We start from the raw sequence: 18,328 nt of genomic DNA, 5'->3' as shown, positions 1-18,328 counted from the left end.
AAGGGCAGCTCACCTTGTGTGGGTATGTCAGTTTTCACTGACGTGGTCTGCCCAAATCGCCATGCAGCCCTCACCTATTCAGATACGATCAAAGCACCTGCTATCATGCTCTTCTGCCTATCAGGAACAACATACTCCGCAGTAAGGCTTCACTATTGTGACTTGCGTAAAATAACAATCAGTGAATAAACAATCACAGAAGTTTACTTCTTCAGGCAACTCAACAAAGCCCTGACCCGGCAAAGCTATCAACTCACACAAACAATAAGTTATATACCAGATAGATCCCCACCGAAGACAGTAATCATCACTGACCCACCAAAATAATATCTCCTGAGATTTTTCTTTGAATGATTTTATTTAACAGCAAAACGCCCCGCAAATGCGAGGCGTTAATTAAAAGGAGACGATGGTTAATCAAAAACACTGTTGATGATAGCTGTAACAATGGCTGTACTCATCGCGACCAGAACCAGATCGTTACCGACAATACGCCATTCATAGCCGGGATAATAAGGCAATTGACTCAACATTGATGCAGGTACGGCTTTTTTAGCAATTCCTGGAGGTAACGGTTTGCCGCGGGCAAGGTTTTTAGCAATGCCAGGAGGCAGTGCCTGGTAACCCGTTAAGCCATAGTTTTTCGCCAGAGAACGGGCACGTGAGACACTAATGTCCGACTCCACGTGATCTGGTTTTCCGTAGTTTTTACGATTCCCCTGATCGGCTGCGGCACTGCTGTTATCGCTGTTGCCTTTGTCGCCGCTATTACCATGATTACCATGATTACCATGATTACCGCTATTACCGCTATTACCGTTGCCGTTGCCATTTCCATTGCCCGGATTAGCAAAAGCAGGAGCCGCGAGTAAAGAGAGTGAAATCACCGCCGCAAGAGCAGTATTAAAAGTGCGACGCTTAAACATGATTTTATACCTTCTGAGTGAGTACACTATATAAGTGTATTAAGCCCTTCCAGACTCAGCAATCTCATCAATTCTTATTTTTAAGCCGCCACCCCGTCATAAAAGGAATATTAATAAAACCTTAAGTTTTATTAATAACGATGAGAAAAGACTAAAACATTATTGCAGATCAATGCAGAACAATATAGAAAATATCCGTGAAGCGCATTTTTCTCAGCCTGCTAATTATTTCCGTGCAATAAAAACGGGAACCATCTGGCTCCCGTTCTTGTTTTAATCCGCGAGGCGAATTACATCGTAGAGGAAGGCACGAACAAGTGACTCCCAGGTGTGTCCAGCGTCCTGCTTTGGCACAGCGAAAATATGGAAGCGACGGGGAATGCGGGCATCCTGGTACGCTGGCCTGGATGCTCTCCAGCTATCGTGGTGTCGCTACGAAACAGTCCGCACAGCCTGTGCTATCGTTTCTGAGCCAGCAGGAATACAGTAAACTCAGGGGTAAAGTCGGTATTTATCCCGCAGTTGCATGTAGCTATCAATACCGGGCTGCCATTTTGACTCCAGCAAGCTTACCGTTTCATCCACGGATAAATTCTGTTTATCCGCCTCCAGAATGATGGCCGCTAGTTGTCTGCTACCGCTTACTTTCGCCAGCCAAAGCGGACGAATTAAGAACGTGTTGTCCTGATAATCAAGGTAGTGAGCCTCCTGCTGCGGAGTAACCATACGATGGTAACCCGCAGCCTTAAATTTAAACCACCAGTCGACAAAATAACGTACCGTTGGCGCCCTCTGACCGGCCTCCACACTGAAACGCTCACCGCAAACCTCTTTACCCGCTTGCGGCCAGCCGATTTTCTGCTGGCTGATATCTACGTGATAGCAGGTATTCACAAAAAACTGCTTACCGGGAAAGCCCAACTGTTCGAACGGATAGTCAGATCCACGCCCAGAGTTAATGCTGGTTGCCTCAAAGAAACCTAAAGAGGGATAGAGCTGAATAGCCAGAGCGCTACGCAGGTTAGGTGAAGGTCGTACCGGCAATGAATAGGAGAGATCGTGACGGTAGTTTACCATACTGATAACTTTCAGATCTTCCGCCGGCAGTTGATAGTCTTTTACGCCAAAAGCTTTCCAACTGGTGTCATCAAAGTGCGTCAGCCACCCTTCCTTGACGATCATACGGGCAAACTCTCCCGACGTCAGGCCATGAACCATCGGCACGGGATGGATACCGATCCCGGAGATGTTCTCCTCCTCAAGAATTGGACCGTAAACGTATTTGCCCAACGGATTTGGCCGGTCAAATACCATCAGCTGCTTATGGTACTTTTGCAGACTTTCCAGCATATGATGCAGCGAAACGGTGTAGGTGTAGAAACGGACGCCCACATCCTGGAGATCGTAAATAACGATATCCACATTTTCCAACTGCTGCGCCGTGGGGTGCGCGCGAGAACGGCCATCCGCATCGCGCCCGTACAAAGATACGATAGGCAGACCGCTCTGCCTGTCAATGTGGTCTTTATCACCCAGCCCCGCATCGGCATTACCTCGCAGCCCGTGCTCCACCGAAAACAGCGTGGTGACGGTAAAATGATACTGCGCCTGCTCCGACAGCAGCTTATCAATGGTATGACGACCGTCCTTATTAATCGAACTCTGGTTTACCATCAGACCGACCCGCTTATTTTTCAACTGTGGTCCATACACCTCGGCCCGATCAACACCCAGCACCAGACTCTGCTCAACGCTGGCATGGCCAGCGCTGATGGAGAAAGTCAAACATAAAAGTAAAGTTTGCAGGAAACGTTTCAACTGTTGATTCTCTCTATTCATAAATGTTCGCTCTGACTAAAAAGGGATCAGAAGTTATGCCGCAGCTCCAGCGCCCAGAACCAGAAGTTATTGCTGGACTTCACGCTGTTGGCCCAGGTTTGTTCCGGACGATAGTAGAGATCCGCAAACACGGACGTCTGTTTCGTAAACGGATAGATGGCCTGGAAACCGTAGCGGCTGCGGTTCTTCTCTCTGTGCACCGTCTCCCGATTCTGAGAGTCGCGGAAGCTCATCTGTCCTTTAGTCAGTGCCAGACGGGTATATGGCATAAAAAGAAAAGCGTTATCAAATTTGTAGCGATAAGTTGCCCAGAGGAAATGCTCTTTGTTATATAGAGTATTCACCAGTTGCTCATCGATATAGAGATAATTCAGCCACAGCGAGTTTTTCGGGTTAAAGACTATGTTTGCCCCAGCAAAGTGTTCATTAATCTGACTCCAGTCGCGCTTATAAACGCCGTAATCCCCTTTAGCTCTCGCGTAATCCAGTTTGCGATCAATCAGACGGAACGACAGGCTGGCGTTAAAGCTGAGAGTATCGGAGTATTTATAATAAGCCTGCGGGCGGATCCAGAACTCATGGCGCTCCTCACCTTTACGGATATCCCCCTTATAGTGCGGATCAGCAAGTGCTGGATTACTGATTGAGGGAAAATGCCAGTTGTCATTACGGTAACCGAGGCGCAGTTTCGTGTTGCCGCTCTTTCCATCCAGGGTGAAGGGAAAAGTACGGGTTACTCCGGCCTGCCAACGCGTTCGGTCATATTCCGGTGTATTGTCCAGATAGGTTTTCAGAAACTGAACGTCGTAAAGCCATAGCGAATCACTCTGGTAAATAAAGGCGCCCAAATAAGGCGAAGTCGCCATACTGCCCTTTATGAATTTCCAGTGATCGTTACTGTCTATTTCCTGCTCGGTGCCAATATAGGTTTCAAAATTCCATGTGTTCTGCCTTTGTTTCAGTTGATGGTCGTGTTTTTCCTTTTCCATCTGCTGGATTCTTTTATTTAATTTTATGATTTCCTGATCGTAATCGATGGATGTTTCATCGGCCAGCAAGGAGGAGGAGAATGCCACAGATGTTAAAATAATTATCCCAGATAATATTTTCATTTTTTCCCTTAGAATAACTACATCAAGTTTAAACCGTAACCACGTGGATAAATCACTTTGCTACCGTCTGGTGATTTAATGTCTACCGGAAGTTTACCTTCAGGTTTTGCTAATATCGTTGACAGACCTTCTTCGCTGGAAAACAAGGTTCTCAGCCCACTACGTATATTAGTTTCCAGGCTGTTACGCACGTTATTGGTTACATCAAACCCGGTAATACCATAAATGGCGATATTGGCTTTCACATCCGACAAATAGGCGATGTCATAGGGATTACGTGTAGAAATTACTACCAGAGGAATATTTTTAGCTTTTGCCACATCGATAATTTTCTGCGCGTTCTGTGGATTATCCTTCAGGTTATAGGTGGCCAGAATGATAAACTGCCGACCCTGAATTTGTTTCTCAATCTCGTCGGGAGTTAACGTATCCTGACCCAGTTTGACTACTTCACTTTTCACGTTCAGCTTAACGCCAAATTCATCGGAAATATTGTTCAGATGTTTGGCAATCAGCTCATTACGTGGACGCTCATCAGAATAAACCATAATGTCATTTTTATTCTGGAGCTTATAAGGCAGAATGCCGTCATTTTTAATTAGCGTAATCGCCTTTTCCGAAATGGCATTTTCAAGGTCTTTGTGATTTTTGGACGCCACAATGCCTTCTGCGGTAGCTGTATCATGCATTGCGGGAGAGAGGCGTTTGTGGAGCTTGGTGTAAACCACCCGTTCTGCCGATTCCTGAATACGCAGCCTCAACAACGGATCTTTTTCCGCTTCGGTTTTTAAATAGCCATAGAGAGCATTGAGTTTTTCAATACTTGCACTGTCTTTAATCATCACCGGCATTAGTACAATATCATTACCCGCCAGAATAGCCTGCTTGATTGCCCAGTGTGGATCGAAGTTGCCGCTAATAGCGCCCATGTCCATCGCATCTGTAAGGATCAGGCCATTGAATTTCAAACCGTTACGCAATATATCGGTAAGGATTGGTTTAGACAGCGTAGCAGGGGTGCCAACCTCATTACCATCGGTACTTTTCAGTATGGTGCTGTCCAGCGCCGGGACGACCACATGCGCCGTCATAATCGCGTCGGTAAAAGGCATTACGTCAACAAAGGGTTTCATCTCGGTCTGCTGCCAGGAGGCTTTATCCGTATTGATGGTCGGCAGAGCAAAATGCGTATCGGAAGCGACATTTCCATGTCCGGGGAAATGCTTCAGCGAAGTCAGTACGGGATATTGATGGATACCTGAAATATAGCTGCGGGCAAGTTGTCCAACAATAATAGGGTCGTCAGAATAGGCCCGCACGCCGATAACAGGATTATTTTGGTTATTATTAACGTCCACCACCGGGCCAAAGTTAAAATTGAATCCCAGGCTGGATAGCTCATCGCCATGAACCGTTCCCGCCTGGCGGGCGAGCTCGGCAGATCCGGTTGCCCCTAACGCCATATTACCCGGCATCTCCGTTCCCACCTGCAAGCGCGTAACATATCCACCTTCCTGGTCGGTACTGATAAACAGCGGCAAGTTATCGCGGGCGCTTTGCAGATCATTGATTAACGCAACGGTCTGCGGTGTATTGATCAGATTATCACGAAACAGGATCACCGACCCCAGGTGGTAATCAGTAATCATTTTACTGACACTTTCGTTCATCTTGGTGAAAGGAGTCTTATTTTCAGCACCATCTTTGTCCCAGGTTCGAATATCAACCATCAGCATCTGACCTAATTTTTCTTCCGTAGTCATATTTGCGACTATTTTTGCCGCAGCCGATTTTGGGGTTTGCCACATTTCTTTCAACTGTGCGTCCGGAATAATATCAGCCATGCTGCTGGCACTGACCAGGAAAAATACGGGGATTATTTTTTTCATTAGAAACTCCAGAGTGTTATTTTCGGGGAATTGTACAATCCAAAAGACGCAATAAAGTGATTATTATCACAGTTGATTGATTCGTGTTTTTGCAGCAAAAGGAATAATAAATATTGTTTAACCAGGCGTTTTTTGTCTGCAATAGCACGCCGCAAGGAGATAATCAGGAATAACTATTCCATCGGGAAGAATAGGTCATAGTATTTAATCCACCACTGTCTGAATCAGCAGCGTAATTTTCTGATTAACAAATTCATCTACCGGACGTACTTTTGGTAAAAATTGGCCATAGTGGTAGCAACCCACCATCCCGACCAACTGCGCGTCCGGTGTTTATTTCATGAAGGTTCCGTCTTGGTGGTGACTCAATCGTCCAGATTATTAATAGTCATACTCGCATTCAATACCAGCGGTTTGGCCACGTCTTGTCTCTGCTGCATCAGTGCCAGAAAAATAAGATCGGTCAGCGTATTCTGCGCTGTTCGGGACGAGATGGAGGAACTGCGCCATTCGTTTTCATCCGAGACACTCTCCAGAACATAGTCGGCAATCCTTGCCAGCGGATTGTTTTTATTACCGGTGATAGCAATGACTGTGGCACCCTGCTCTTTCGCCATCGTCGCGGCGATACGCATGTCCTTTCTTTTACCACTGAAGGAGATCACAATCTGTACATCCTGTGGGGTCAGCGCCTGTGCCGTGGCGATCTGCACATGAAGATCAGCCTCCGCCAGACTCAGAATGCCTATTTTTTGCAGCTTGTAGCTGAGGTCTTTGGCGGTCAAGCCGGATCCCCAGATCCCGACAATCTGCACCCGCTGCGCATGATTAATCAGATTAACCACCTGCTGAAAAACCGTGAAATTGATTCTCTTGGTCGTGTCGATAATGGCGGTAGTTTTCTCGTGCACCAGTTTCTGTGCCATCACCATCAGTGAATCTTCCATCGAGATGGCATTGTGTAACGCCTTATGTGGTGAGGATTTGAACTGGACATTACGCCCCAGCTCTTCACTGATAGCAATTTTCAGCTCGGGGAAACCTTTCATACCAATTTTTTGACTAAATTTGATGATGGCCGATTGGCTGACACCCGCCTCCTCAGCAAAGCGCGAGGAGGTCATACCCAGCACCGTTTCAGGATTCTCAAGAATGTATTTAGCGATTTTTTGCTGGTTTTCGGCCAGTTCCGGGCTCAGCCAGTTGATTTTATTCAGTATCGACATCAAATTCTCTCCAGTAAGCGTAATAAATTATTCCTTTCATGGGCACTACAATTCCTGAACACTTACCTCCTGATTTACTTATAAATAATCTTTCTATTTTGATATTTTTCTCTTATTTATTCTTGGCATTCTCATGAATGAGAATCGCTTTACCGTGATAAACGTCACGCATGATGAATAATTAATTCCATAACATTGCCAAAATTATCAATTAATGGAAGCCCCTCTGATGATTAATTTGAATGAAATGATGACGGAAAGCCGTAATCCTGCCTGCACTGAGATTGATACCCTGCCGACGCTTGAAATGCTCGCGGTGATCAACGCTGAAGATAAAAAAGTACCGATAGCGGTTGAGGCTACGCTGCCGCAAGTGGCTAAGGTTGTCGATCTCGTGGTCGAGGCATTTGCCAACGGCGGTCGCCTGATTTATTGCGGTGCCGGTACCTCCGGGCGACTGGGGATACTCGATGCCAGCGAGTGCCCACCGACCTACGGCTCGCCGCGCGAGCAGGTTGTTGGTCTGATTGCAGGGGGACATACGGCGCTCTTACAGGCGGTGGAAAATGCCGAAGACAACCCGGAAATGGGCCGGGACGATCTGCAGAACATCGGTTTCAACACACGAGATGTGCTGGTCGGCATTGCCGCCAGCGGGCGTACACCCTATGTCCTCGGCGCTATGAACTATGCGCGTAGCGTCGGCGCTGCCGTGGCGGCGATTTCATGCAATCAGAACAGCGAGATGAGCCGGACGGCCGATATTGCGATTGAGCCGCTAGTTGGTCCGGAGGTGGTTACCGGTTCATCGCGAATGAAAGCGGGCACCGCGCAAAAATTGATCCTCAACATGATTACCAGCGGCGCAATGATCCGCAGCGGCAAAGTGTACAGCAATCTGATGGTGGACGTTGAAGCCACCAATGCCAAGCTGGTGCAGCGGCAGGTCAACATCGTCGTTGATGCCACGGAGTGCAGCCCCGATGAAGCTGAGAATGCGCTAAACGCATGCGATCGCCACTGTAAAACGGCGATTGTGATGATACTGGGCGGACTGACAGCGCAGGAATCCAGTTCACTGCTGCGTCAGAACAAAGGCTTTATTCGTAAGGCCCTGCAAGGGATAAAGGCATAACCATGGCGAAGATAACCCTTGACATGATTGAGCAGATTTTACGGCTCAGCGGTGGCAGTAAAAATATTCTGATCTGTGGCAACTGCATGACCCGGCTGCGTCTGACCTTAAAAGATCGCGACCTGATTCAGGTCACGGAGTTAAAGAAAGTACCGGGCGTTATGGGGGTGGTAAACGGTGACGATCAATTACAGATTATCCTTGGCCCCGGCAAGGCGCAGACAGCCAGCGAGCTGATGAACTCGCAACTGACGTTGAACCCTGTGCAGAAGGATGAGCACCAGGAAGCGGTGGATTTAGAGACGCTGGCCAGTCAGAACAAGCAACAGATGAAGGCCCGGCAAAAAAGCCTGGTACATAACTTCCTGACCAAGTTTGCGACCATATTTACCCCGCTTATCCCTGGCTTTATCGCCGCTGGGTTACTGTTAGGTATTGCTACGCTGCTTCAGCAAACGCTGATTATCGAAGGGGTTGTCTCGCCGACCTGGCTGACCGGAATGATTGCGTATATGAAGATATTCAGCGTCGGCCTGTTTACCTTCCTGAGCATTCTTATCGGTTTCAACACCCAAAAAGCCTTCGGCGGTAGTGGGGTAAACGGTGCGATTATCGCCTCACTGTTTGTCCTGCGTTACGTGCCGGAAGGCACTACTGGTTACTACGCCGGTATGAGTGATTTCTTCGGCATGGTTATCGACCCACGAGGCAATATTATTGGCGTTCTGCTGGCCTGTATTCTGGGCGCCTGGATTGAGCGTCAGGTGCGTCGGATCATTCCAGATAATCTGGATATGATCCTGACCTCAGCGGTTACCCTGCTGCTCACCGGCGCAATCACCTTTGTGGTGATTATGCCAATCGGCGTTGAGATGTTTAAGGGCATGTCATGGCTGTTTTTACATCTTAACGGCAACCCGTTAGGTACCGCCGTTCTGGCCGGATTGTTCTTGATTGCCGTCGTTTTCGGTATTCACCAGGGTTTCGTTCCGGTCTATTTTGCGCTGATGGATGCGCAGGGTTTCAACTCACTATTCCCAATTCTGGCAATGGCTGGCGGTGGCCAGGTCGGCGCGGCGCTGGCGCTATTCTTTCGCTCGCCGAAAGGCTCACTGCTGCGTATCCAGATCAAGGGCGCCATTTTCCCCGGCCTGCTGGGGATTGGTGAACCGCTGATTTATGGCGTCACGCTGCCACGCCTGAAACCGTTTATCACCGCCTGTCTCGGCGGTGCGGCTGGAGGCTTCTTTATCGGCCTGGTGGCGTGGATGGGATTACCGGTCGGGCTGAATACGGTTTTTGGTCCCTCGGGCCTGGTGTCTATTCCATTGATGACGTCGAGTCAGGGAATTTTCAGCGGCATGCTGGTCTATATCATTGGTCTGCTGATCGCCTATGTTGCCGGATTTACTCTGACCTGGTTCTTCGGCAGCAAGAATGTGGACCTGAGTTAAGGGGGGCGAAATGCCAAACGTGGCAACACGGCGGAGGGCGCGGCAACTGCTGGGATAATGCGGTGGCCGAATCGTTCTTCAGTTCGCTGAAAAAAGAACGGATCAGAAAACGCATATATAAAACCCGGGATCTGGCCCGGGCGGATATCTTCGATTACATTGAAGTATTCTACAACCGGGCCCGGCGCCACAGTCATCTCGGCGGTGTCAGTCCGGAGGCCTTCGAACAGGCCCCGTCGTGAGGACAGAATTTGTCTACTGTCGTGGGGGCAGTCCAGTTCCGTAGGATGCGAAATCGGCATTTGGGTGTCCAGACCATATGATATTGACAACACCAAAGCACATGAGATGCTTTTGTGAACCTACTCATGGTTAAATCCTTATCAGTTATGGGGATAACGGATTCGGATTTTCCCATGGGTAGCATTACTGGCAGAGCCAACTTTTTGCTGACCACCTCCACAGGAGGTGGCATTCAGATGAGCGTAAAAAACGGGAACCCTCAGGCTCCCGTTCTTGTTTAACCCGCGAGGCGGATTACATGTTCGCGATAATCGCGTCGCCAAACTCTGAGCATTTCAGCAGCTTAGCGCCTTCCATCAGACGTTCGAAATCGTAGGTCACGGTTTTGGCGTTAATCGCGCCGCTCATGCCTTTGACGATCAGGTCAGCCGCTTCAACCCAGCCCATGTGACGCAGCATCATCTCAGCGGACAGGATCACAGAACCCGGGTTCACTTTGTCCTGACCAGCATATTTCGGTGCTGTGCCGTGGGTCGCTTCAAACAGTGCGCATTCGTCACCAATGTTCGCACCAGGTGCAATACCGATACCGCCAACCTGAGCAGCCAGGGCATCGGAGATGTAGTCACCGTTCAGGTTCATACAGGCGATAACATCATATTCAGCCGGACGCAGCAGGATCTGTTGCAGGAATGCATCAGCGATCACATCCTTAACGATGATCTCTTTGCCGGTTTTCGGGTTTTTGATTTTCTGCCACGGGCCACCGTCGATCAGTTCGCCGCCGAACTCTTCGCGAGCCAACTGGTAACCCCAGTCTTTGAACGCGCCTTCGGTGAACTTCATGATGTTGCCTTTGTGAACCAGCGTCACGGAATCGCGGTCGTTGTCGATCGCGTATTCAATCGCGGCGCGCACCAGACGTTTGGTGCCTTCTTCGGAGCACGGCTTGATGCCAATACCGCAATGTTCCGGGAAGCGAATTTTTTTCACGCCCATCTCTTCGCGCAGGAATTTGATCACTTTTTCTGCCTCAGCAGAGTCCGCTTTCCATTCAATGCCGGCGTAAATGTCTTCAGCGTTTTCACGGAAGATGACCATGTCAGTCAGTTCCGGGTGTTTAACCGGGCTTGGAGTGCCCTGGTAGTAACGAACCGGGCGCAGGCAGATATAAAGATCCAGTTCCTGACGCAGCGCAACGTTCAGGGAACGGATGCCGCCGCCAACTGGTGTGGTCAGAGGGCCTTTAATCGCAACGCGGTATTCACGAATCAGGTCAAGTGTTTCAGGTGGCAGCCAGACATCCTGGCCATATACGTGGGTCGATTTCTCGCCGGTGTAAATTTCCATCCAGGAAATTTTACGCTCGCCTTTGTAGGCTTTCTTCACGGCAGCATCCACCACTTTCAGCATGGCCGGGGTCACGTCAACACCGATACCGTCACCTTCAATGAACGGGATAATCGGGTTATTCGGAACGTTGAGCTTGCCATTTTGCAGGGTGATCTTTTTACCTTCCGCCGGAACAACTACTTTGCTTTCCATTCACCTCTCCTTCGAGCGCTTCTGGTTGTTTGCTCGCTGACTTCATGCCGGGGCGCTCAGACTTCGTCCGTTCACCTGTTATCTGAATCACACAGAGCAAACCGTTTTTTGTTAATGAATTGTAATGAGCCCGTCAATACTAACCGATACTCAGGCTCCATGAAAGGCAATCGTTATTCCGCTATAATGCGGGAATTGATAACTACTGAAAATACCATGAAGAAAACTTCTTTTAGAAATCACCGGGTTGAGCGATTCAGCTCGCGACAAGCGTCTAAACCTTCCGGGCAAAGCCAACCAAAACGCGTCATTTTGTTCAATAAACCCTACGATGTTTTGCCACAATTTACCGACGAAGCCGGACGCAGCACGCTGAAAGATTTTATTCCGGTCCAGGGCGTGTATGCCGCCGGTCGTCTTGACCGCGACAGCGAAGGGCTGCTGGTACTGACTAACGATGGCGCGCTACAGGCAAGCCTTACCCAGCCCGGCAAACGTACCGGCAAAATTTATTACGTGCAGGTGGAAGGTGAACCGACTGACGAGGCCATCGCCGCACTGCGCAACGGCGTCACCCTCAATGACGGCCCAACCCTGCCCGCAGGTATTGAGCGGGTCAATGAGCCAGACTGGTTATGGCCGCGCAATCCGCCGATCCGCGAGCGCAAATCGATCCCCACCGCATGGCTGAAAATTACGCTGTACGAAGGGCGAAACCGCCAGGTACGCCGCATGACCGCCCATGTTGGGTTTCCCACCCTGCGTCTCATCCGCTACGCTATGGGGAATTACACGCTGGATAACCTCGCTAACGGCGAGTGGCGTGACGCTTACCAGGGAGCCAGCCATGTTTAAACCGCATGTTACCGTCGCCTGCGTGGTTCACGCCACCGACAAATTCCTCGTTGTAGAAGAGACAATCAACGGCAAAGCGCTATGGAACCAGCCTGCCGGCCACCTTGAAGCTGACGAAACCCTCGTTCAGGCGGCAAAACGCGAACTGTGGGAAGAGACCGGGATCCACGCCGAGCCGCAGCAGTTTATCCGCATGCACCACTGGATCGCCCCGGACAAAACCCCGTTCCTGCGTTTTCTGTTTGCCATAGAGCTTGATGAAATGTGCGCCACTGAGCCGCACGACAGCGATATCGATCGCTGCCTGTGGGTGACGGCCGAAGAGATTTTACAGGCGCCAAATTTGCGCTCGCCGCTGGTCGCGGAGAGCATTCGCAGCTGGCAGCGCGGGGAGCGTTATCCGCTGGCGTTAGTCGGCGAATTTAACTGGCCTTTCACCGTATAAACGCCCGCTGTGTGCCTTATTGCAACACATCCACAACATGAATGGGCACAAAGGGATGCCTGCGCTGTCAGCCCGTGATAGAATACGCCGCCCTGAAGTTCTTAGTCGTGAGTATTCTATGTCTGATAGCCCAAAAAAAGTGATCGTCGGCATGTCCGGCGGTGTCGACTCTTCCGTTTCCGCTTACCTGTTGCAGCAACAAGGTTATAAGGTGGAAGGCCTGTTCATGAAGAACTGGGAAGAGGATGACGGCGAGGAATACTGCACCGCGGCGACGGATCTGGCCGACGCGCAGGCCGTTTGCGACAAGCTCGGCATTGAGCTTCACACCGTTAACTTTGCCGCAGAATACTGGGACAACGTGTTCGAACATTTCCTGGCTGAATATAAAGCCGGACGTACACCGAACCCGGATATTCTCTGCAACAAAGAGATCAAATTTAAAGCCTTCCTTGAGTTTGCCGCCGAAGATCTGGGCGCAGATTACATTGCCACCGGCCACTATGTGCGCCGCGCCGACGTTGACGGCAAAAGCCGCTTGCTGCGCGGCCTTGATGGCAACAAGGATCAGAGCTACTTCCTGTATACGCTGGGCCATGAGCAAATCGCCCAGAGTCTGTTCCCGGTCGGCGAACTGGAAAAACCACAGGTGCGTAAAATCGCCGAAGAGCTCGGCCTGGCGACCGCGAAGAAAAAAGACTCTACTGGTATCTGCTTTATCGGCGAGCGTAAATTCCGCGAATTCCTCGGTCGTTACCTGCCAGCACAACCGGGCAAAATCCTCACCGTCGATGGTGAAGAGATTGGTGAGCACCAGGGGCTGATGTACCACACCCTTGGTCAACGCAAAGGTCTGGGGATCGGCGGCACCAAAGAAGGTAGCGAAGAGCCGTGGTATGTGGTTGATAAAGATGTGGAAAACAATATTCTCATCGTCGCGCAGGGTCACGAACATCCGCGTTTGATGTCTGTCGGGCTGATTGCCCAACAGTTGTACTGGGTCAACCGCGAACCACTGCAAGGAACGCTGCGCTGCACGGTGAAAACCCGTTACCGTCAGGAAGATATTCCCTGCACCGTCACCGTGCTGGATGACGAGCGCATTGAGGTACGTTTTGATGCGCCGGTTGCGGCCGTCACGCCGGGGCAATCCGCTGTCTTTTATCTCGGCGAAGTCTGCCTCGGTGGCGGCATTATTGAGCAGCGCCTGCCGCTGCCCCTTTAACGAATTAGCGTAAATACTGGACTGGCAAAAGCCCGCACAGCAGTTGACGATGCGGGCAGTGAAAGGAGTGAGTGTGGCGAAGAACTATTACGATATTACCCTCGCGCTGGCAGGCATTTGCCAGTCCGCACAGCTGGTGCAGCAACTGGCGCACCAGGGACATTGTGACTCCGACGCGCTGCACGTTTCGCTTAATAGCGTTATCGATCTCAACCCGGACTCCACGCTCAGCGTGTTCGGCGGCAGTGAAACCAACCTGCATATTGGGCTGGAAACACTGCTTGGCGTGCTGAATGCCAGCAGTCGCCAGGGTCTGAATGGTGAATTAACCCGCTACACTCTTTCTATGATGGTGCTGGAGCGTAAACTTGCCGACAATAAAGGAGCAATGGAGACGCTCGGTAACCGCATTGCCGGATTACAGCGCCAGCTTGAGCACTTCGATCTGCAATCGGAGACGTTGCTCAGCGCGATGGCTGCTATTTATATTGACGTTATCAGCCCGCTGGGGCCGCGCATTCAGGTCACCGGCTCGCCCGCCGTACTGCAAAGCCCGCAGGTGCAGGCAAAAGTACGCGCCACGCTGCTCGCCGGGATCCGCGCCGCCGTGCTGTGGCATCAGGTCGGCGGGGGCCGCCTGCAATTGATGTTTTCCCGAAATCGCCTGTTGACACAGGCCAAACAAATTCTCGCTCATTGTTAACCTTCCGGAGTTGTGACTTATGGAATTATCCTCACTGACCGCCGTTTCCCCTGTCGATGGACGCTACGGCGATAAAGTCAGCGCACTGCGCGGGATCTTCAGCGAATTCGGTTTGCTGAAATTTCGTGTTCAGGTTGAAGTACGCTGGCTGCAAAAACTGGCGGCGCACGCGGCGATCAAGGAAGTTCCTGCTTTTGCTGCCCACGCAAACGGTTACCTCGATAAAATCGTCGAAGACTTCAGTGAAGAAGATGCCGCCCGCATTAAAACTATCGAGCGCACCACTAACCACGATGTCAAAGCGGTCGAATATTTTCTGAAAGAGAAAGTGGCCGATATTGCCGAACTGCATGCGGTATCTGAATTTATCCACTTTGCCTGCACCTCGGAAGATATCAACAACCTCTCCCACGCTCTGATGCTGAAAACCGCCCGTGACGAAGTGATCCTGCCTTACTGGCGCAAGATCATTGACGCGGTAAAAGATCTGGCGGTGCAGTACCGTGATATTCCGCTGCTCTCGCGCACCCACGGCCAACCGGCAACGCCATCCACCATGGGTAAAGAGATGGCCAACGTCGCTTACCGTATGGAACGTCAATTCCGCCAACTGAACCAGGTGGAAATTCTCGGTAAAATCAACGGTGCGGTAGGTAACTACAACGCGCACATCGCCGCCTATCCGGAAGTGGACTGGCATCAGTTCAGCGAAGAGTTCGTAACCTCGCTCGGGATCCAGTGGAACCCGTACACCACGCAGATTGAGCCGCATGATTATATCGCTGAGCTGTTTGACTGTATGGCGCGCTTCAACACCATCCTGATCGACTTCGACCGTGATATCTGGGGCTACGTTGCGCTGAACCACTTCAAGCAAAAAACTATTGCCGGTGAAATTGGTTCTTCCACCATGCCGCACAAAGTTAACCCGATCGACTTTGAGAACTCCGAGGGTAACCTCGGTCTGTCAAACGCCGTGTTGCAGCATCTGGCGAGCAAACTGCCGGTTTCCCGCTGGCAGCGCGATCTGACCGACTCGACGGTACTGCGTAATCTCGGTGTTGGCGTTGGCTACGCGCTAATCGCTTACCAGTCAACGCTGAAAGGCATGAGCAAACTGGAAGTGAACCGCGATCGTCTGCTCGACGAACTCGATCACAACTGGGAAGTGCTGGCCGAACCGATCCAGACCGTGATGCGCCGTTATGGCATCGAAAAACCGTACGAGAAGTTAAAAGAACTGACCCGTGGCAAACGCGTTGACGCCGAAGGGATGAAGCAGTTTATCGATAGCCTGGCGCTGCCGGATGACGAAAAAGCGCGTCTGAAAGCAATGACTCCGGCTAACTATATTGGTCGCGCCATCACCATGGTTGATGAATTAAAATAATCCATTATTCTGCCTGCCCTCTTTTCCCTGAAAAGAGGGTTTCTTCCTTCCTGGTTTAGTAAATGTTTATCCCCATCGCCTGACAATCAGCGTTAAACTATTTCATCAAAAATATACGGAGAGTTCTGACGATGCGCGTTCTCGTTGTGGAAGATAATGCTCTGCTGCGCCACCACTTAAAGGTTCAATTACAGGAACTGGGGCACCAGGTTGACGCAGCGGAAGATGCCAGGGAAGCGGATTACTTTCTGAACGAACATCTGCCAGACATCGCCATTGTCGATCTCGGTCTGCCGGATGAAGATGGGCTGTCGCTGATCCGCCGCTGGCGCAGCCATGACGTTTCACTGCCGGTATTGGTTCTGACCGCTCGCGAAGGCTGGCAGGATAAAGTCGAAGTGTTGAGCGCGGGCGCCGACGACTACGTTACCAAACCCTTCCATATTGAAGAGGTGGTCGCGCGTATTCAGGCGCTGATGCGTCGTAATAGCGGCCTGGCCTCGCAACTGATCTCGATGCCGCCTTTCCAGCTCGATCTTTCACGCCGGGAATTATCCGTTAATGATGAAGTGGTGAAACTCACCGCCTTTGAATACACCATTATGGAAACGCTGATCCGCAACTGTGGCAAAGTGGTAAGCAAAGATTCCTTGATGTTGCAACTTTATCCCGATGCAGAATTGCGCGAAAGCCATACCATCGACGTGTTGATGGGCCGGTTGCGTAAAAAAATCCAGTCGCTGTATCCCAATGACGTCATCACCACGGTGCGCGGTCAGGGATATTTATTTGAATTGCCGAAATGAGGCGTCTGTTGCGACACATCATGCCGCTGTCACTGCGGGTTCGCTTTTTACTCGCCACAGCAGCCGTAGTGATGGTGCTCTCGCTGGCGTATGGCGTGGTGGCGCTGGTGGGTTACAGCGTCAGTTTTGATAAAACCACCTTCCGTCTGCTACGCGGCGAAAGTAACCTCTTTTACACCCTGGCGAAGTGGGAAAATAACCAGCTCCGTGTTGAGTTACCGGAAAATCTTAGCCTGCAAAGCCCGACGGTGGCGCTTATCTATGATAAGAACAACAAACTGATCTGGGCGCAGAAAGATGTGCCGTGGTTGCAGCAGATGATCGAACCGGACTGGCTGACAACCAACGGTTTCCACGAAATCCAGGCCGATGTCGATGCCAGCAGCACGCTGGTGGATGACAACCATTCCATTGCGGAAGAGCTGAAAGAGATCCGCAACGACGACAGCAACTCGGAAATGACACACTCCGTGGCAGTGAATATTTATCCCGCTACGGCACGCATGCCGCAACTGACCATCGTGGTTGTCGATACCATTCCTGTCGAGCTTAACCGCTCCAATATGGTCTGGAACTGGTTTATCTATGTACTGGCCGCTAACCTGTTGCTGGTGGTGCCATTGCTGTGGCTGGCGGCATGGTGGAGCCTGCGACCGATTGAAGATCTGGCGCGGGAAGTGCGCGAACTGGAAGAGCATCACCGTGAGCAACTCAACCCGGAAACCACCCGCGAGCTGACCAGCCTGGTGAGCAACCTGAACCGTCTATTGAAAAGTGAGCGCGATCGCTACGACAAATATCGCACGACGCTGACCGACCTCACCCACAGCCTGAAAACACCGCTGGCGGTATTGCAGAGCACATTACGATCGCTGCGCAGCGAGAAGATGAGTCTTGGCGAAGCTGAACCCTTAATGCTGGAGCAGATCAGCCGTATTTCGCAGCAAATTGGTTACTACCTGCATCGGGCGACGATGCGCGGCAGCAGCGGGCTGTTGAGCCGCGAATTGCATCCCATTGCGCCATTGCTCGATAGCCTCACATCGGCGCTGAACAAGGTTTACCAACGCAAAGGTGTGAATATTACACTTGATATCTCGCCGGAAATCAGCTTTGTTGGCGAGCAGAATGACTTTATGGAAGTGATGGGCAATCTGCTGGATAATGCCTGCAAATACTGCCTTGAATTTGTCGAAGTTTCCGCCCACCAAACCGAAGATACGTTACATATTGTGGTTGAAGACGATGGCCCGGGTATCCCGATGACTAAACGTGAAATGGTTTTTGATCGCGGGCAGCGCGCCGATACACTGCGTCCCGGTCAGGGCGTCGGGCTTTCCGTAGCGCGGGAGATCGTTGACCAGTATGAAGGGCAAATTCTAACTGGCGAGAGCATGCTTGGCGGAGCCAGAATGGAAGTGATTTTTGGCCGGCAGCATACCAGCGCTACCAGTGACTGACCGCCGTCACTTAGAGTTATAGATTGTGCAAAAGGGGCGAATTCGCCCCTTTTTCTTGTTATTCCACCCTGTTGC

Annotated in this window: 15 protein-coding genes and 2 pseudogenes; 10 read left to right on the top strand and 7 right to left on the bottom strand. The window is 50.8% G+C overall.

Annotated elements, in window-relative coordinates:
* Positions 1-413: 413 nt before the first annotated feature.
* The 5 genes from GA0061070_RS14905 to GA0061070_RS14885 form a co-directional block, all read right to left on the bottom strand.
* A complete protein-coding gene (locus tag GA0061070_RS14905) occupies positions 414-926 on the bottom strand; it encodes an anti-virulence regulator CigR family protein (RefSeq protein ID WP_090136856.1) in 513 nt (170 codons plus the stop codon).
* Positions 927-1,418: 492 nt separating this feature from the next.
* A complete protein-coding gene (locus tag GA0061070_RS14900; protein WP_090136855.1) occupies positions 1,419-2,765 on the bottom strand; it encodes an exo-beta-N-acetylmuramidase NamZ family protein in 1,347 nt (448 codons plus the stop codon).
* Between the two features lie 26 nt (positions 2,766-2,791).
* Positions 2,792-3,877 carry a hypothetical protein gene (locus tag GA0061070_RS14895; protein ID WP_090136854.1) on the bottom strand — a complete coding sequence of 362 codons (1,086 nt, stop codon included), beginning with the start codon at positions 3,875-3,877 and terminating at the stop codon, positions 2,792-2,794.
* A gap of 17 nt (positions 3,878-3,894) precedes the next feature.
* Entirely contained in the window at positions 3,895-5,766 is a 1,872-nt protein-coding gene (locus tag GA0061070_RS14890; protein ID WP_090136853.1) for a glycoside hydrolase family 3 protein, read from the bottom strand.
* Between the two features lie 365 nt (positions 5,767-6,131).
* Positions 6,132-6,992, bottom strand: coding sequence for an SIS domain-containing protein (locus tag GA0061070_RS14885; RefSeq protein WP_090136852.1), 861 nt, complete (start codon positions 6,990-6,992; stop codon positions 6,132-6,134).
* Between the two features lie 226 nt (positions 6,993-7,218).
* Here GA0061070_RS14885 and murQ point away from each other — a divergent pair, with 226 nt between their 5' ends.
* The 3 genes and pseudogenes from murQ to GA0061070_RS14870 all read left to right on the top strand — a co-directional run.
* Entirely contained in the window at positions 7,219-8,127 is a 909-nt protein-coding gene (murQ, locus tag GA0061070_RS14880; protein WP_090136881.1) for an N-acetylmuramic acid 6-phosphate etherase, read from the top strand.
* Between the two features lie 2 nt (positions 8,128-8,129).
* On the top strand, positions 8,130-9,581 hold the full coding sequence (murP, locus tag GA0061070_RS14875; RefSeq protein WP_090136851.1) for a PTS N-acetylmuramic acid transporter subunit IIBC: 1,452 nt from the start codon (positions 8,130-8,132) through the stop codon (positions 9,579-9,581).
* 38 nt (positions 9,582-9,619) lie between these two features.
* Positions 9,620-9,823: pseudogene (locus tag GA0061070_RS14870) on the top strand (IS3 family transposase); the annotation flags it as partial.
* A gap of 35 nt (positions 9,824-9,858) precedes the next feature.
* Here GA0061070_RS14870 and GA0061070_RS14865 read toward each other — a convergent pair.
* Positions 9,859-9,951, bottom strand: a pseudogene (locus GA0061070_RS14865) (IS200/IS605 family transposase); the annotation flags it as partial.
* Positions 9,952-10,118: 167 nt separating this feature from the next.
* Positions 10,119-11,369, bottom strand: coding sequence for an NADP-dependent isocitrate dehydrogenase (gene icd / locus GA0061070_RS14860; RefSeq protein ID WP_090136850.1), 1,251 nt, complete (start codon positions 11,367-11,369; stop codon positions 10,119-10,121).
* 186 nt (positions 11,370-11,555) lie between these two features.
* Here icd and rluE point away from each other — a divergent pair, with 186 nt between their 5' ends.
* The 7 genes from rluE (at position 11,556) to phoQ (ending at position 18,253) form a co-directional block, all read left to right on the top strand.
* Positions 11,556-12,224 carry a 23S rRNA pseudouridine(2457) synthase RluE gene (rluE, locus tag GA0061070_RS14850; protein ID WP_090136880.1) on the top strand — a complete coding sequence of 223 codons (669 nt, stop codon included), beginning with the start codon at positions 11,556-11,558 and terminating at the stop codon, positions 12,222-12,224.
* The gene (locus tag GA0061070_RS14845) at positions 12,217-12,669 is read left to right on the top strand and encodes an NUDIX hydrolase (RefSeq protein WP_090136849.1); all 453 of its coding nucleotides are present in this window, start codon (positions 12,217-12,219) and stop codon (positions 12,667-12,669) included. The genes rluE and GA0061070_RS14845 overlap by 8 nt, the downstream gene beginning before the upstream one ends.
* A gap of 118 nt (positions 12,670-12,787) precedes the next feature.
* A complete protein-coding gene (gene mnmA, locus GA0061070_RS14840) occupies positions 12,788-13,894 on the top strand; it encodes a tRNA 2-thiouridine(34) synthase MnmA (protein ID WP_090136848.1) in 1,107 nt (368 codons plus the stop codon).
* 73 nt (positions 13,895-13,967) lie between these two features.
* Entirely contained in the window at positions 13,968-14,597 is a 630-nt protein-coding gene (hflD, locus tag GA0061070_RS14835; protein ID WP_090136847.1) for a high frequency lysogenization protein HflD, read from the top strand.
* Positions 14,598-14,616: 19 nt separating this feature from the next.
* Positions 14,617-15,987: an adenylosuccinate lyase gene (gene purB / locus GA0061070_RS14830; protein ID WP_090136846.1), complete on the top strand. Its 1,371-nt coding sequence runs from the start codon at positions 14,617-14,619 to the stop codon at positions 15,985-15,987.
* A 131-nt stretch (positions 15,988-16,118) separates the two neighbouring features.
* Entirely contained in the window at positions 16,119-16,793 is a 675-nt protein-coding gene (gene phoP / locus GA0061070_RS14825) for a two-component system response regulator PhoP (RefSeq protein WP_090136845.1), read from the top strand.
* A complete protein-coding gene (phoQ, locus tag GA0061070_RS14820) occupies positions 16,790-18,253 on the top strand; it encodes a two-component system sensor histidine kinase PhoQ (RefSeq protein ID WP_090136844.1) in 1,464 nt (487 codons plus the stop codon). Before phoP ends, phoQ begins: the two co-directional genes overlap by 4 nt.
* The last annotated feature ends 75 nt before the right edge of the window (positions 18,254-18,328 follow it).

It is taken from the genome of Kosakonia oryziphila (assembly GCF_900094795.1).
Taxonomy (GTDB): Bacteria; Pseudomonadota; Gammaproteobacteria; order Enterobacterales; family Enterobacteriaceae; genus Kosakonia; species Kosakonia oryziphila.
The sequence above is the reverse complement of the archived record's forward strand: the minus strand, read 5'-3'. Positions and strand labels throughout refer to the sequence as shown.

Excerpts from the sequence above, each read along its gene's own strand:
- GA0061070_RS14905 (WP_090136856.1), bottom strand. The coding sequence starts at position 926 with ATGTTTAAGCGTCGCACTTTTAATACTGCTCTTGCGGCGGTGATTTCA.
- GA0061070_RS14900 (WP_090136855.1), bottom strand. The coding sequence starts at position 2,765 with ATGAATAGAGAGAATCAACAGTTGAAACGTTTCCTGCAAACTTTACTT.
- GA0061070_RS14895 (WP_090136854.1), bottom strand. The coding sequence starts at position 3,877 with ATGAAAATATTATCTGGGATAATTATTTTAACATCTGTGGCATTCTCC.
- GA0061070_RS14890 (WP_090136853.1), bottom strand. The coding sequence starts at position 5,766 with ATGAAAAAAATAATCCCCGTATTTTTCCTGGTCAGTGCCAGCAGCATG.
- GA0061070_RS14885 (WP_090136852.1), bottom strand. The coding sequence starts at position 6,992 with ATGTCGATACTGAATAAAATCAACTGGCTGAGCCCGGAACTGGCCGAA.
- murP (WP_090136851.1), top strand. The coding sequence starts at position 8,130 with ATGGCGAAGATAACCCTTGACATGATTGAGCAGATTTTACGGCTCAGC.
- icd (WP_090136850.1), bottom strand. The coding sequence starts at position 11,369 with ATGGAAAGCAAAGTAGTTGTTCCGGCGGAAGGTAAAAAGATCACCCTG.
- rluE (WP_090136880.1), top strand. The coding sequence starts at position 11,556 with ATGCGGGAATTGATAACTACTGAAAATACCATGAAGAAAACTTCTTTT.
- GA0061070_RS14845 (WP_090136849.1), top strand. The coding sequence starts at position 12,217 with ATGTTTAAACCGCATGTTACCGTCGCCTGCGTGGTTCACGCCACCGAC.
- mnmA (WP_090136848.1), top strand. The coding sequence starts at position 12,788 with ATGTCTGATAGCCCAAAAAAAGTGATCGTCGGCATGTCCGGCGGTGTC.
- purB (WP_090136846.1), top strand. The coding sequence starts at position 14,617 with ATGGAATTATCCTCACTGACCGCCGTTTCCCCTGTCGATGGACGCTAC.
- phoP (WP_090136845.1), top strand. The coding sequence starts at position 16,119 with ATGCGCGTTCTCGTTGTGGAAGATAATGCTCTGCTGCGCCACCACTTA.
- phoQ (WP_090136844.1), top strand. The coding sequence starts at position 16,790 with ATGAGGCGTCTGTTGCGACACATCATGCCGCTGTCACTGCGGGTTCGC.